12 protein-coding genes are annotated in these 14,515 nt (G+C 31.8%); 10 read left to right on the top strand and 2 right to left on the bottom strand.

The features are described from left to right. Positions 1-112: 112 nt before the first annotated feature. Positions 113-1,042 (top strand): DUF6427 family protein, encoded by a 930-nt coding sequence (locus DMB68_RS09495; protein WP_110346456.1) that lies wholly within the window; start codon positions 113-115, stop codon positions 1,040-1,042. On the opposite strand, the gene upp is transcribed toward DMB68_RS09495, so the two are convergent. Next, positions 1,037-1,690 carry a uracil phosphoribosyltransferase gene (gene upp, locus DMB68_RS09500; protein ID WP_110346457.1) on the bottom strand — a complete coding sequence of 218 codons (654 nt, stop codon included), beginning with the start codon at positions 1,688-1,690 and terminating at the stop codon, positions 1,037-1,039. The two genes, DMB68_RS09495 and upp, sit on opposite strands and share 6 nt — an antisense overlap. A 112-nt stretch (positions 1,691-1,802) precedes the next feature. Between upp and DMB68_RS09505 the strand changes: the two genes are divergently transcribed. The 4 genes from DMB68_RS09505 to DMB68_RS09520 all read left to right on the top strand — a co-directional run bounded on the left by DMB68_RS09505 (position 1,803) and on the right by DMB68_RS09520 (position 7,273). Then, positions 1,803-2,408 carry a DUF4254 domain-containing protein gene (locus DMB68_RS09505; protein WP_110346458.1) on the top strand — a complete coding sequence of 202 codons (606 nt, stop codon included), beginning with the start codon at positions 1,803-1,805 and terminating at the stop codon, positions 2,406-2,408. Between the two features lie 40 nt (positions 2,409-2,448). After that, complete coding sequence (locus DMB68_RS09510) at positions 2,449-3,450, top strand: glycosyltransferase family 9 protein (protein WP_110346459.1); 1,002 nt, start codon at positions 2,449-2,451, stop codon at positions 3,448-3,450. A gap of 186 nt (positions 3,451-3,636) precedes the next feature. Continuing rightward, the gene (locus DMB68_RS09515; protein ID WP_110346460.1) at positions 3,637-6,411 is read left to right on the top strand and encodes an outer membrane beta-barrel protein; all 2,775 of its coding nucleotides are present in this window, start codon (positions 3,637-3,639) and stop codon (positions 6,409-6,411) included. A 100-nt stretch (positions 6,412-6,511) separates the two neighbouring features. Then, positions 6,512-7,273 (top strand): GLPGLI family protein, encoded by a 762-nt coding sequence (locus DMB68_RS09520; RefSeq protein WP_110346461.1) that lies wholly within the window; start codon positions 6,512-6,514, stop codon positions 7,271-7,273. Between the two features lie 143 nt (positions 7,274-7,416). On the opposite strand, the gene DMB68_RS09525 is transcribed toward DMB68_RS09520, so the two are convergent. Beyond that, positions 7,417-8,469: a ferredoxin--NADP reductase gene (locus tag DMB68_RS09525; protein ID WP_110346462.1), complete on the bottom strand. Its 1,053-nt coding sequence runs from the start codon at positions 8,467-8,469 to the stop codon at positions 7,417-7,419. Positions 8,470-8,597: 128 nt separating this feature from the next. On the opposite strand from DMB68_RS09525, the gene DMB68_RS09530 reads away from it, so the two are divergent. The 5 genes from DMB68_RS09530 (at position 8,598) to DMB68_RS09550 (ending at position 14,156) form a co-directional block, all read left to right on the top strand. Further along, complete coding sequence (locus DMB68_RS09530; RefSeq protein ID WP_110346463.1) at positions 8,598-10,058, top strand: DUF5687 family protein; 1,461 nt, start codon at positions 8,598-8,600, stop codon at positions 10,056-10,058. An 83-nt stretch (positions 10,059-10,141) separates the two neighbouring features. Next, positions 10,142-10,837, top strand: a complete 696-nt coding sequence (locus DMB68_RS09535; protein WP_110346464.1) for an ABC transporter ATP-binding protein — start codon at positions 10,142-10,144, stop codon at positions 10,835-10,837. 88 nt (positions 10,838-10,925) lie between these two features. Next, the gene (porW, locus tag DMB68_RS09540) at positions 10,926-13,550 is read left to right on the top strand and encodes a type IX secretion system periplasmic lipoprotein PorW/SprE (RefSeq protein WP_110346465.1); all 2,625 of its coding nucleotides are present in this window, start codon (positions 10,926-10,928) and stop codon (positions 13,548-13,550) included. 2 nt (positions 13,551-13,552) lie between these two features. Continuing rightward, positions 13,553-13,963 (top strand): bactofilin family protein, encoded by a 411-nt coding sequence (locus DMB68_RS09545; protein ID WP_110346466.1) that lies wholly within the window; start codon positions 13,553-13,555, stop codon positions 13,961-13,963. Continuing rightward, the gene (locus DMB68_RS09550; RefSeq protein WP_110346467.1) at positions 13,929-14,156 is read left to right on the top strand and encodes an AtpZ/AtpI family protein; all 228 of its coding nucleotides are present in this window, start codon (positions 13,929-13,931) and stop codon (positions 14,154-14,156) included. The genes DMB68_RS09545 and DMB68_RS09550 overlap by 35 nt, the downstream gene beginning before the upstream one ends. The last annotated feature ends 359 nt before the right edge of the window (positions 14,157-14,515 follow it).

Genomic DNA, 14,515 nt, shown 5'->3' on the forward strand with positions numbered 1-14,515 from the left:
ATTATTGTTTTTAACGCATTGAATCAAATTCGAAAGAATCTTTTTCAACTTGTTGGTTTTCCTTTTTTAAACAAGTATTATATTTACAGTCACAAAAGTATAAAATATCCTTATGATAACAAGTGTTTTTAAAAAATCTACACCATTAAATTATTCTTTGGTTGTAATTTTAATACTGGTTTTCTTTTTTCTGTTTCAAATTCAGGAACCATCATGGATGAGTTCTTATTTTTCAGCGTTTGAAAAAATAAGTTTATTATGCTTTGTACTTGCTTCTTTTTTCCTGATAAATTTCATCGTTAAAAAGAATGGGCTTAACAAGGACAATGGATACGCGATATTTTTCTATTTATTGCTTCTATTGTTTTTCCCGACCATATTCACTAATCCAAACGTCATATACGCTAACTTTTTTCTGTTATTGGCACTTCGCAGGCTGATTTCATTACAGTCATTAAAAGCTTCTAAAGAAAAAATATTTGATGCTTCATTTTGGATTTTAGTGGCTTCGTTATTTCAATTTTGGTGTATTCTTTTCTTAATTTTGGTTTTCATATCCATTATTTTTCACGTTTCAAGAGATTATAGAAATTGGGTTTTGCCTTTTATTGCCCTTTTGGGAGTTGCCTTATTATTTGTAACGACATCCTTAATGTTCAATTTTGACGCTATAAAATTTATTCAGGATAGGGCAGTAATTGATTTAAGGATTGATTATTTTAAAAATAATTACGAAAACGGAGCGTTTTCTATTTATGTTGCAGTAGTTTTATTTTTTCTGGTTTCAATGTTAACAACCTTATCAAACAGACCACAAATTGTACATACTTCATACAAAAAAGTAATAGCTTGTTTTTTTATAGCCGTTTTTGTTTTTATTCTTTCACCAAATAAAAGTAATGATTTATTATTGTTCAGTATTACGCCTTTGACTATTATGGCTTCGAGTCATATTGAGTATATGCAGCAAAAACTAAATAAAGAAATTGTATTTTACGTACTTATCTGTTGTAGTTTATTTACTTTTTTTTCCCAGTTATAATTTGTTTCCGTAAGCAAGATCGCCGGCATCGCCAAGTCCTGGAACAATATAATTTTTACCGTTTAATTTTTCGTCCAGGGCAGCAACCCACAAATGACAGTTCTCTGGCAGATTTTTTTCAAGATAGGCAACTCCTTCAGGTGCAGCAATAACAACTGCAATATGAATTTCCTTTGGAACAGCATTCTGAACTAATTTTTCATGAACTGCAACAATAGACTGACCGGTTGCCAGCATCGGATCAAGGAGTAAAACCGTTTTATTGTTTAGGTTAGAAAGCGCCTGATACTCTACTAAAATTTCGAAAGCATCATCATTATTAGGATGGTGTCTACAGGCTGAAACAAAACTATTTTCGGCAGAATCAAAATAATTTAAAAAACCATTATGAAGCGGTAATCCGGCTCGTAAAATAGAACACAAAACCAGATCACTTTCAATTTCGGTTGTTTTTTTAATACCAAGGGGTGTTTGGATTTCTACGTTTTTATACGAAAGATTTTTGCTTAATTCATAAGCCATAATTTCGCCAATTCGTTCAATATTTCTTCGAAACCGCATACTGTCGTTCTGAATATTTACGCTTCTGATTTGTCCTAAAAAATGATTTAGAACGCTGTTATTTTCAGAGATATAATGAATTTTCATATTGAATTTTTAGAATTATCAAATGCTTATTATAGGGGAAATGAAAAATTAAACGTTTTTTAGACACTATAAAAGTATAAAAAGTATCTTTGTAACTCTAAAAAATAAAAACATGTTTTCAAAATTAGCATATTCTGTTTTCGAACAAAGCATCAAAGATTATCACCAGTTTGATAGCGTTGATCAACCAATAAGCAATCCGTTTCCGAAAGATAAATTCGAACATTTATTGTATTTAAAAAATTGGATTGATACGGTTCAATGGCATTATGAAGACATAATCCGTGATCCGCAAATTGATCCTGTAGCTGCTTTAACCTTAAAAAGAAAAATCGATGCCTCTAATCAGGAACGTACTGATATGGTGGAATATATTGATAGTTATTTTTTACAAAAATACAGTCATGTAAAAGCAAAAGACGGAGCAAAAATCAATTCTGAAAGTCCGGCATGGGCATTTGACAGATTATCTATTCTGGCTTTAAAAATTTACCACATGCATGAAGAAGCTACACGGGAAGAGGCTTCACAGGAGCATAGAGATAAATGTCAGGAAAAACTAAATATCCTTTTAGAACAAAGAACAGATTTATCTACAGCAATTGAAGAATTATTGTCAGATATCGAAACTGGAGAAAAATTCATGAAAGTGTACAAACAAATGAAAATGTACAATGATGATGAACTGAACCCGGTTTTATATCAAAATAAAAAATAATTTGGCAGACTTGTCCACCAAAATTAAACATATAGCCGTCATGAGACTATCCGCAATGGGAGATGTCGCCATGACGGTTCCTGTTTTACGCGCTTTCGTAAAACAATATCCAACAGTAAAACTGACGGTCATTTCGCGTCTATTTTTTAAACCTTTTTTTGATGGAATTCCGAATCTGGAATTTTTTGCATTTGATGAAAAAGAAAGACATAAAGGATTTCCGGGACTATTGAGATTATTCAGAGATTTAAAAAAGCTTAACATTGATGCTTTCGCAGATCTTCATAATGTGTTGCGATCTAAAATTGTGAGTTTGCTTTTCGCTTTAAGCGGAAAAAAAAGAGCAACCGTTGATAAAGGTAGAGATGGGAAAAAAGAATTAACCCGTCCCGAAAACAAAATTTTCAAACAACTGCCAACCATGTTTGAAAGACATATTAAAGTGTTTGAAACATTAGGTTTTCCCTTAGATTTATCAAATCCTGAGTTCCCTGAAAAAGCTGTTTTAAATACAGAAATTACAGATTTAATTGGAGAAAATTATCAAAAATTAATCGGAATTGCACCTTTTGCACAATACGATTCTAAGGTTTATCCTTTGGATTTAATGCAGGAAATAATTGTGAAATTAGCCGAAAATAAAGAGTATACTATTTTACTTTTTGGCGGGGGCAAAAAAGAAGTCGAAGTTTTGGATTCACTTTCTCAACCGTTTGAAAATGTAATAAACACGGCCGGAAAAATTAAATTTCAGCAAGAATTACAATTAATCAGTAATCTGGATGTTATGCTTTCTATGGATTCCGGAAATGCACATATTGCTGCAATGCTGGGTATAAAAGTGGTAACGCTTTGGGGAGCCACACATCCATATGCCGGATTTTTACCTTTCAATCAGAGCATGGAAAATGCTTTAACTTCTGACCGAAATCAATATCCGAAACTGCCGACTTCAGTTTATGGAAATAAAATTGTAGAAGGTTATCAGGATGCGATGAGAACTATAGCTGTAGAATCTATCTTAAAAATGTTAAAAAATTAAAACGAAACAAGATAATTAACTTAAAAATTGTCTTTGTTGTAACGTATCATTTTTGGAGGAATAATTTTATCAATTATTTAACAAATAGCTTTAACGAGATGATGTTAAAATATATTTACTTTGGCCGCTGTGAGTTAGGTCTTACAAAAGCTGAAAATATATTTAATATTACAATCGAAACTATTTATGCCAAAAATTCTAGTAACAATTGCAATTTTGTTCTTATTCTCTTTTTCATCATTCTCTCAAAAAACAAATCTTTCAGGTGTTTTAACCAATGAAAGCGAAAAGACTCCCATTTATAATTCAGTTGTTGCCTTATTAACTCCCAAAGACTCTATTTTATACAAGTTTACCAGATCTGACAAAGAGGGGAAATTTAGTATGAAGAATATAAAAGCAGGAAACTACATCCTGATGACAACTCACAGCCAATATGCCGATTATCTGGACTCAATAATTCTTGAAGAGGGTGAAAAAAACCTTGGAACAATTCCTTTAATAAGCAAAATGAAACTGCTGAAAGAGATAATAATAAAAACAGGTTCCATTAGGGTTAAAGGAGATACCACGAGTTACAGGGCAAGTGATTTTAAAGTGGATGCCAATGCAAACGTTGAAGAATTGCTAAAGAAGCTGCCCGGTATACAAGTTGATAAAAACGGTACCATAAAGGCCATGGGCGAAACAGTAGAAAAGGTATTAGTAGATGGCGAAGAATTTTTTGGAGATGATCCGGGTATGGCGGTTAAAAACTTAAGGGCAGATGCTGTAAAAGAAGTACAGGTTTTTAATAAAAAAAGTGATCAGGCTGAGTTTACAGGAATAGATGATGGCGAAACAAAAAAGACAATTAACCTGAAATTAAAGGAAGATAAAAAGAAAGGTTATTTTGGCAAAATTGATGCTGCAAATCAGCCTTTTTCTGATGCCGATTCGCGGTACAACATCAATTCCATGGTTAGCAGTTTTAAGGGCAAAAGAAAATTATCCGCTTTTTTATTAAACGGAAACACGGGTCAGGATGGGCTTAGCTGGCAGGATAATGATAAGTTTGGAGGTCGCGATGATATAAGTATGAATATGGACGACGATGGAAATGTAAGTTATGAATGGACTGGTGGTAATAATGATGAAGAACCTTATGTTGACACTCAAAACGGATTTATCAAAAACACGAATGCAGGATTGCAGTACAGTAACAAGTGGAATGACAAGCAAACACTGAATCTATCACCAAAATATAATAAGCAAATTTACACTAACAATAATATTAGGAATACCCAAACGCAAGTAGGTGAAACTCAGTTAAACGAAAATACATCGACAGTAAGCAATGTAAACAGAGGAAACTTTAAGTTAAATGCTACTTATGATGTAAAATTAGATTCTTTAAATTCTATAAAATTTACTGCCAAAACTAATTTTTACGATACAAAAAGTGATGAATTCAGTAATGGAACCACTACAGGAAATGGAGTATTAAAAAACAAGCAGCAAAAAACGTTTATTACAAATTCAGACAAGCAATCTTTGTTAGCCAATATTTTATTTAGACATAAATTTAAAAAGCCACGCCGTACATTTTCTATAAATGGCAGTTGGAATATGTTGGATACAAATTCAGATAATTTTTTAAAATCTTTTAATGACAGCTATATTGAAGGAGAATTTTCTTCAAAAGATGAGATCAAACAAAACAAGATAGGAGAAAAAACAAATCAAAACTTAGGATTAAATATTACTTATACAGAGCCACTTAATAAAAATTTCGCATTGCAATTTGGTTATCAGATTACGCATAATACAGGTAAAAGCAATTATTTGACCTATAATTATTCTGATGTTACAGGTGAGTATGATTTGATTGATAACTCGTTATCAAATCAGTTCAGGCAAACAATAACAACACACAGACCTAACCTAAAATTGAGCTATAATGCTAAAAAAATAAATTATAGTTTTGGAAGCGGTTTTGGTTTCACGTCATTTGATTTGCAGGATCAAACGTTGAATAAGCAATACGAACGCCATTACACTAACTTTTTTCCAACGGCAAACTTTTCTTATAAGTACAAAAGCAATAGTAATTTACGTTTTAATTATGAAGGTGCCACAAGACAGCCTACTATAGATCAACTTCAGCCTCTAAGAAACAATCAGGATTTCTTTAATCAATTTTTAGGTAATCCGGATTTAAAGCAATCCTTTACAAACAGAATATCCATATTTCACAACACCTATAGTATTTTGACAGAATCGCAATTTTATCAAAATATTACTTTTACTACGACTTCCAATTTAATTTCTTACAACAAAGACATTGATCCGGAAAGTGCAAAAACAATTACCACACCTATTAATACGAACGGAAATTTTTCAGGTAATTTTTACTTTGGATATGGATTTAAGGTTAAAAAATTAGATTTATACGTAAATCTAAATCCAAGTCTAAACTATAACAAATCTGTACTTAGTATTAACAACAAAATCAACGATACAAAAAATTTAAATTCTGGATTTAGAGTTTATTTGAGCAAATTTAAAGAAAAGAAATACGAGTTTAGTTTAAGTAATAATTTTTCAAATAATAGAAATACTACCTCGCAAAATGATGAAGTAAAATCATTTAATACCAACGAACTAAATTTGGATATTGGAGTTTATTTCTGGGAAAAATGGAAACTTTCTACAGACTACAGTTTATATACCCGCCAAAAGACAGTTGATTTTCAAACCAATCTGACCAATCAATTATGGAATGCCAGGTTGCAGCGTACCTTCAAGAATGATGAATTTACGGCTTATATTATGGTGCGTGATATTTTAAATCAAAATATAGGAATCAGAAGATATGTTTACGAAAATGTGATAGGCGAGGAACAAAATGACAGGCTGAAAAGATATGCGATGGTAGGCTTTACCTGGAATTTTAAAAACAACGACGGAGCAAAAAAATAATGATGAAACTGTTCGAAATTTATGAACAGCATAAAATATTAAAAAATCATTTTATCGATATTTAACTACAAATGACTGATAAAACAATAAATCACAGATTATGAAATCACTACTTTTTTTTATTGCAGCGCTAATCTTTACAATTACGTCAAAAGCACAACAATTTGTAGATAAAGCTGTAATTGAATATGAGGTAAATACCAATCTCAAAAAAACAATGAGTAATGACAGTTGGGACGAGATGATGAAAGAGAACCTGTCGGACTTAAAAATATCCTATTTCACTTTTACTTTTGCAGACAACAAAAGCATTTATAAATTTAACAGATGGAGTCCGAAAACAAGAATACCAAAACATCAAAAAGAGGCAGATGAAGAAAACATCTGGTATCATGATTTTGTATCAGGAAAAATGAACATGCAAAAACAAATAGTAGGAACTAATTTTATAATAACAGACAGTATACAAAAAATAGAATGGCAAATCACAAATGAACATAGAGAAATAGCGGGTTATAATTGTCGGAAAGCTATAGGAAAAAGAACTGATGGCGTATATGTATTTGCTTTTTACACTGATGATATAACCATTTCCGGCGGTCCATGTTCGATAAATGGTTTGCCAGGTATGATTTTGGGACTCACAATACCAAGATTGTATACCTCATTTATGGCCGTGAAAATAGATTTAGAAATTAATAACGTATCTGACATAAAGCCTACTTCAGCCAAAAAAAGCTATGGATTAATTGAACTAAAATCATTGATAGAAGAAAAAACAAAGGATTGGTTCAGCTTTGGTGAGGATAAAGAAGAAAATAAAAAACAAAAGGATATGTTTTTTTGGAATGCCTTCTTATAGTAAAATATAATTTTTTTATTTACTGAAAAAGCTTATTTTGAGATTGAATTAAGAAAAAATAAGTCTAAAAAAGAGAACAAAAAAAATTCCAAATCTCAATTTTAAAGTTGGAATTTGGAATTTTATAGTTTGAGATTCAACGATTATACATCATCAAAATCAACATAAATAGTATCTGAAGTTGGATGCGCCTGACAACTAAGTACCAAACCTTCAGCAATTTCTTTATCAGTTAAGATTGAATTTTTTGTCATTTCGGCACTACCTTGAGTTATACGGCAAAGACAGCTGCTGCAAATTCCGCCTTGGCAAGAGTAGGGAGCATCAATTCCTTGTTTTAGGGCTGCATCCAGAATGGTTTGTTTTTGAGACATTTCAAAAGTAACTTCGTCGTCATCAACCAAAACAGTGATTTTTGTGTGTCCTTCTAATGAAGTTTTTATTTCATGCTCCTGAGATGAAGAAGTAAAAAGTTCAAATTTAATAGCTGATTCTTTTACATTTTTTTCTTTTAAAATTCCGGAAACCGTATTAATCATTTCTTCCGGACCACACAAATAAAACTTATCAAAAGAAATCTCTTTGTGTTTGTTGTTCAGTACAAAATTTACGGCCGATTTGTCGATTCTTCCAAATAAAGCATTTTCGGCTTTAGCCTGACTAAATACATAATGGATAAAAAAACGTCCTACATATTTCAATTGCAAATCGTGAAGCTCCTGATGAAAGATAGTTTCTTCGGGAGTCTTGTTTCCGTAAACCAGTACAAAAGTGCTTTTTGGTTCGCTTTTTAAAACCGATTTTATAATCGAAAGTACAGGCGTAATTCCGCTTCCGGCAACAAAAGCCGCGTAGTTTTTTTGTCTTTCGGCATCCGGTTCAAAAGTAAATTTTCCTTCCGGATGACCTACTTCAAGAACATCTCCGGCTTTTAATCTGGTATTGGCAAATTGCGAAAACAAACCATTTTTAACTGCTTTTACTGCAATTCGTAATTCACCGCTTTCAGGTCCTGAGCAAATGGAATATGCCCGACGAATTTCCTGATTGTCAAGGGTTAATTTTAAATTTATATATTGTCCTGCAATAAATTTATAGTCAGGTTTTAGTTCTTCGGGAACATTAAAAAGGATGGAAACAGCATCTGTAGTTTCACGTTTTACCTCTTTGATTATGAGTTTTAAGAATGAAGGCATGGTATGATATTTTATGCAAAAGTAGCAAACGGCAACTAATTGAAAAGCACTATAGTATTTTTTTTAACTTTTTTTGTAACGTTTCGTTAAATTTGATCTCTTACTACAAAACTGAAAACCAAACAACCATGATTAAAAAGTTTATTTATCTTGAATGGAAAGCCTTTACCAGATCGGCATCGTTTGGTGCCAATCTGGCAATGAAAATTTTGATAGGTTTTTTGATGGTCTATTTTTCCCTCATTTTTATTGCAATGGGAGTAGGAGCGTTTTATGTCCTAAAGAAAATGAATCTTGAACCGCTAATAACCGTCAATAAGTTTTTGATTTATTATTTTTTATCAGATTTAGTGGTTCGTTTGCTGATGCAGGCCATTCCGGTATTGAATATAAAACCGTTACTGGTTCTGCCTTTCAAAAAACCTACTATTGTCCATTTTTCTCTTGGCAAAACCGCGATATCATTTTTTAACTGGACACACGCTCTTTTTTTTGTTCCTTTTTCGATAGTATTGATTATTGAAGGTTATGATGTTGTGGGAATTCTTTTTTGGCTGATAGCTGCTTTTTCGATAGTATATATCAATAATTTTTTGAATATTATTTTGAACAATATTGATAAATTATTCGTCATTTTCCTGGGAATTGCGTTGGCTTTAGGAGCTGCACAATATTATAAATTATTTGATATTACGACTTTCACAGGGCCTGTTTTTCAAGGGTTTTATGAAACAAAAGGGTTGTTTTTAATTCCGATTTTGGTTTTAATCGGTTTGTATGCTTTTACATTTAAATATTTTAAGAATAATTTATTTCTGGATGCGGGACTTTCTAAAAAAGAAGATATTGCTACAACTGAAAATCTTACCTGGTTAAATCAATTTGGAACTTTAGGAACATTTCTTAAAAATGATATTAAGCTTATTAAAAGAAACAAAAGATCGAAAACAACTATTTTCATGAGTATTCTCTTTTTGTTTTACGGATTGATCTTTTTTGGTAATAAGGACCAGCCTGAAATTATGCACATTTTTGCCGGAATATTTGTTTCGGGCGGATTTTTATTTGTTTTCGGCCAGTTTGTACCAAGTTGGGACAGTTCCTATTATCAATTGATGATGACACAAAATATTCCGTATCGAGGATACATCACTTCAAAATGGTGGCTGATTGTTATTGCAACTTTTATCTCTACAATCTTAGCATCATTCTATCTTTTTTACGGAATAGAAATTTATCTGACAATTGTTGCCGGTGCCATTTACAATATTGGAGTCAACTCACATTTGGTACTTCTTGGTGGCGCATTCACGAAAACACCAATCGATTTAAGTAATGCCAGTGGTGCTTTTGGAGATAAAAAAGCATTTAATATAAGCTCCATGCTTTTGACGCTTCCAAAATTATTGCTTCCATTGTTATTGTATTGGATCGGACTTCATTTCGGAAATAAAACATTAGGACTTACTTTGGTTGGCGGGGCAGGAGTTTTAGGCTTTGTATTTAGGAATACTGTTTTTTCTATTATTGAAAAAAGATATAAAATAGAAAAATACAGTACGATCAGTGCTTACAAACAGAAGAACTAATTAGTCAATTTGAAAATGTGTCAATTAGATAATTAGCCTTAATTGACCAATCTAAAATCTTAATTCAAAAATCTAAAATTGCCATGATACAAGTAAATCAACTTTCAAAAAAATATAACGAAACAACAGTCCTGAATATTAATAACCTGGAAATTCCAAAAGGACAAAGCTTTGGACTTGTGGGAAATAACGGAGCAGGAAAAACTACTTTTTTCAGTTTGTTATTAGACCTGATTCAGCCATCAACAGGATACATTACAAGTAATAATATTCAGGTAAATACAAATGAAAACTGGAAATCTTTTACAGGCTCATTTTTAGATGAAAGTTTCCTGATCGGTTATTTAACACCCGAAGAATATTTTTATTTTATCGGAGATTTACGTCATCAGAATAAAGCGGATGTTGATGCTTTATTAGCACAGCATGAAGAATTTTTTAATGGTGAAATTTTAAAGAACAAAAAATACCTGCGTGATTTATCAAAAGGAAACCAGAAGAAAGTTGGAATCATTGCCACACTTATTGGCAATCCTGAAGTAATTATTCTCGATGAGCCTTTCGCCAATTTAGATCCGACCACAGTTAGCCGATTAAAAAAAATTATTAAAGAATTAGCCGAAAATCCAAATGTAACTGTTCTTGTTTCCAGTCATGATTTGCAACATACGGTTGAGGTTTGTGACAGAATTGTAGCTTTGAATAAAGGAGAAGTTGTAAAAGATATTCAAACCTCAAAAGAGACCTTACAGGAGCTGGAATCGTTTTTTTCTGTTTAAATTTCTATATTTCAAAAAGAAGCGTATTTTTACCAGTCATTATACTAAAAATCCTTTTTATAAGTTAATTGATTTAAACTCTTTTCTATTGAAAAAGAATACGCTGAAATACGGTTTTCCATTTGTTTTTTTATTTTTTTTGATAGCTTGTTCTACCAAAAGGGACACATTTTTGGCTAGAAATTCACATGCGCTAAGTACAAAGTATAACATTTTGTACAATGGCGGAATTGCTTTAGATAAAGGTCTGGCTACGATAAAAGGTAATGATCAGGATAATTTTTGGGAAATGCTGCCAATTGAAAAAATGCAGATTGACGAAAGTGTTTCTGACAAAGAGAAAACCAAAAACCCTGATTTTGAATTAGCAGAAACCAAAGCAACAAAAGCGATTCAGAAGCATTCAATGAATATTGGCGGAAGAGAGAAAAACACCCAGGTTGACGAAGCTTATTTAATGCTTGGAAAAGCAAGATATTATGACCAGCGTTTCATTCCGGCATTAGAGGCATTCAATTATATTTTATACAAGTATCCTAACAGCAGCAATATTTATACCGCTAAAATTTGGCGTGAAAAAACCAATATGCGTTTAGGAAACGACGCAATTGTAATAAAAAACATTAAGCTTTTATTAAAAAACACCGATTTAAAAAAGCAAACATTTTCAGATGCAAATGCCTTATTAGCAGAAGCATTTTTAAATTTGGAAGAAAAGGACAGTGCTGTTACAAGACTGAAAATTGCTGAAAAATTTTCCAAAATAAACGAAGACAAAGCGCGGTATCGTTTCATTTTAGGACAAATGTATCAGGAAGCAGGTAAAAAAGACAGTGCGGCTTATTTTTATGATGCCGTAATCGACATGAATCGTAAAGCCGATCGAAAATATATGATGCAGGCGTATGCTAAAAAAGCACAAATGTATGATTATGAAAATGGTAATGATACCCTGTTTTTAAAGACTTATAATAAGTTAGTTAATGATCGTGAGAACAGACCTTATTATGATATTCTTTTTTTTGAAATGGGAGTTTTCTTCGATAAATACAAAGAACAGGAAAATGCACTTGAATTTTACAATAAATCCTTAGCAAGAAAATCTAAAGATTCCTATTTGGTAGCTTCGACTTACAGAAACATAGGCAACATGTATTTTAAGAATACAGATTATACAATGGCTGCAAAATATTATGACAGTACATTAATAAAACTAAATCCTAAAACCAGAGAATTTGCTTTTATAGAAAAAAATCGAAAAAATCTGGATAATGTTATCAAATATGAAGGAATTGCAAAACGCAACGACAGTATTATTAAAGTCAAATCTTTACCTGAAACTGAAAGAAAAACCTATTTCGAAAATTATATTGCAGAATTAAAAAAGAAGGACGAAGCGAAACGAATCTTAGAAGAAAAAGAGAAAGAACGATTAGCGAATATCGAACAAAATACCAATTCAAATAGTGCACCAGAGGTCGTAAATCCTCAGTCAACAGGAAATAATCCACCTCTTGGCATGCCGGGAGGATTCAATCCACCTGCCGGAAATGATGCTGCAAGCGTTTTCTATTTCTACAACCCGTCAACAGTTGCTTACGGTAAAGTACAGTTCAAAAAAATGTGGGGCAACAGAGCATTATCGGGCAACTGGAGATTATCTGCTTCAAAGTCAAATGCTAATGCAGCTTTGACGGATGAATTAAATATGAAACAGGATTCAATAGATGCTTTGAAAGAGGAAATTGTTATCGAAAAGTATACAACAGAATTTTACGAAAAACAACTTCCAACAACTCAGATCGCAATGGATAGTATTGGTAAAGAACGCAATTTTGCTTACTACCAGTTAGGGTTGATTTACAAGGAGAAGTTTAAGGAATATGATTTGGCAAGTGGTAAATTTGAACAATTGCTTCTGAATAATCCGGAAGAGAAATGGATTCTGCCATCGATGTATAATTTGTATAAAATGTATCAAATTACTAATCCTGCAAGAGCCGAAAGAATAAAATCGGACATTACTGCTAATTACCCAAATTCGAGATATGCTCAAATTTTAAACAACACAAATCCTGAAAACGGATCAAATTTATCACCTGAAAAAGAATATGAAAAATGGTATAAATTATTTCAGGAAGAACAGTTTGATGTTGTACTGGATAATATAGACAACCTGATAAATCAATATTCAGGAGATGAGATTGTTTCAAAATTTGAGTTGTTAAAAGCCAATACGTTAGGAAAAGTCAATGGTTTGACAGCCTATAAAAAAAGTATGGAAGAAGTTGCAGATAATTATCCAAATAGTGAAGAAGGTAAAACTGCACGTGAACTTTTAGAAAAGCAAATCCCAACTCTTGAAAAACTTGATTTTAATACAGTTGATGCGAAAAGCTGGAAAATTTTATATTTAGTTGGTAAAAACGATACTAAAACAGCAAAAAAAATTGAAGAAGCTATAAAGGTTTTTTTACTAATTGAGAATTTTGAAAGATTAACCACTTCTTTTGATAAATATAATAGAACTGAAAGCTTTTTTGCAATTCACGGTATCAAATCTGAAGCTTATGCGAGAGATGTTGCAGGAGTTTTAAGAGATGATGAAAAATATAAAATCTCACATCCTTTTATTATTATTTCAAGTGAAAATTATAAAATAGTTCAGATGAAGAAAAACCTTCAAACTTATTTAGCGCCAAAAACTCCATAATCATGTTTGAAAAAGCAAAAAAAAGCGGGACAGAACTTTTAGGAAAAACCAACAGAATTGTTGAAGGAACTTCTATTATAGGTGATATAGTTTCTAAAGCTGATTTTAGACTGGATGGGGAGCTGATCGGAAATTTTACTTCACAGGGAAAATTAGTCATTGGTCCATCAGGTGTTATAAAAGGAGAAATTATTTGCCACAATGCAGATATTGAAGGAGAATTTCAGGGAAAACTAAAAGTTTTAGAAGTCCTTAATATAAAAGCCACTGCACATATACATGGAGAAGTGGCTGTTGGAAAACTTTCTATAGAACCTGGAGCTGAGTTTACAGCAACTTGTACAATGCTTACAAACACCAAAGAAGTAACTCTAAAAGATGGAAAAAGAGCCAAACAAGAACCAGCGGAATAAGTGGATTGCCCTTATTAATATTTCCATTCAGATGGGCGTTATTATTTTCTTGTTTTCTTATTTAGGAACCTGGTTAGATGAAAATCATCCAAGCCCAAAAGTTTACTATAATAAGGTATTAGTGATGGTTGGTGTTGGTCTTGCATTATATAATGTTATTCGCCAGGTAAACGAAATCAATAAAACAAAGTAAATTTACTTTTAAAAGGACTTTAAATAAATGTTGCATCTTTGCATAAAATTATTTCAAAATGCTTTTAAAAAATTACAAGCCCATTTTACACTTATTCTTTTTTGCTTTAGCATCATATATTCTGCACAAAGCTGTTTTTATATTTTTTGATATCCCAAATCAAAATTTTCATTATAGTTTAGAATCTTTGTATTTGATTTTTTTTTCATTTAGTTCAGTATTTTTTATTGTGCTATTAAAGTTTACCATCAAAAATTTTGACAGTATTGGAATGATGTTCATGATGGGCACTTTGATTCAAATGTTTTTTTGTTATTTAGTTTTGAGGCCGATTTTAAATGATAAGATTCATAACATGT

This window comes from Flavobacterium hydrophilum, from assembly GCF_003202405.1.
GTDB classification, from domain to species: Bacteria; Bacteroidota; Bacteroidia; order Flavobacteriales; family Flavobacteriaceae; genus Flavobacterium; species Flavobacterium hydrophilum.

What these genes read in the sequence shown, in the direction of transcription:
- DMB68_RS09515 (WP_110346460.1), top strand. Translation starts at nt 3,637, where the DNA reads ATGCCAAAAATTCTAGTAACAATTGCAATTTTGTTCTTATTCTCTTTT.
- upp (WP_110346457.1), bottom strand. Translation starts at nt 1,690, where the DNA reads ATGAAAATTCATTATATCTCTGAAAATAACAGCGTTCTAAATCATTTT.
- DMB68_RS09505 (WP_110346458.1), top strand. Translation starts at nt 1,803, where the DNA reads ATGTTTTCAAAATTAGCATATTCTGTTTTCGAACAAAGCATCAAAGAT.
- DMB68_RS09545 (WP_110346466.1), top strand. Translation starts at nt 13,553, where the DNA reads ATGTTTGAAAAAGCAAAAAAAAGCGGGACAGAACTTTTAGGAAAAACC.
- DMB68_RS09530 (WP_110346463.1), top strand. Translation starts at nt 8,598, where the DNA reads ATGATTAAAAAGTTTATTTATCTTGAATGGAAAGCCTTTACCAGATCG.
- DMB68_RS09510 (WP_110346459.1), top strand. Translation starts at nt 2,449, where the DNA reads ATGAGACTATCCGCAATGGGAGATGTCGCCATGACGGTTCCTGTTTTA.
- DMB68_RS09520 (WP_110346461.1), top strand. Translation starts at nt 6,512, where the DNA reads ATGAAATCACTACTTTTTTTTATTGCAGCGCTAATCTTTACAATTACG.
- DMB68_RS09495 (WP_110346456.1), top strand. Translation starts at nt 113, where the DNA reads ATGATAACAAGTGTTTTTAAAAAATCTACACCATTAAATTATTCTTTG.
- DMB68_RS09550 (WP_110346467.1), top strand. Translation starts at nt 13,929, where the DNA reads ATGGAAAAAGAGCCAAACAAGAACCAGCGGAATAAGTGGATTGCCCTT.
- DMB68_RS09525 (WP_110346462.1), bottom strand. Translation starts at nt 8,469, where the DNA reads ATGCCTTCATTCTTAAAACTCATAATCAAAGAGGTAAAACGTGAAACT.
- DMB68_RS09535 (WP_110346464.1), top strand. Translation starts at nt 10,142, where the DNA reads ATGATACAAGTAAATCAACTTTCAAAAAAATATAACGAAACAACAGTC.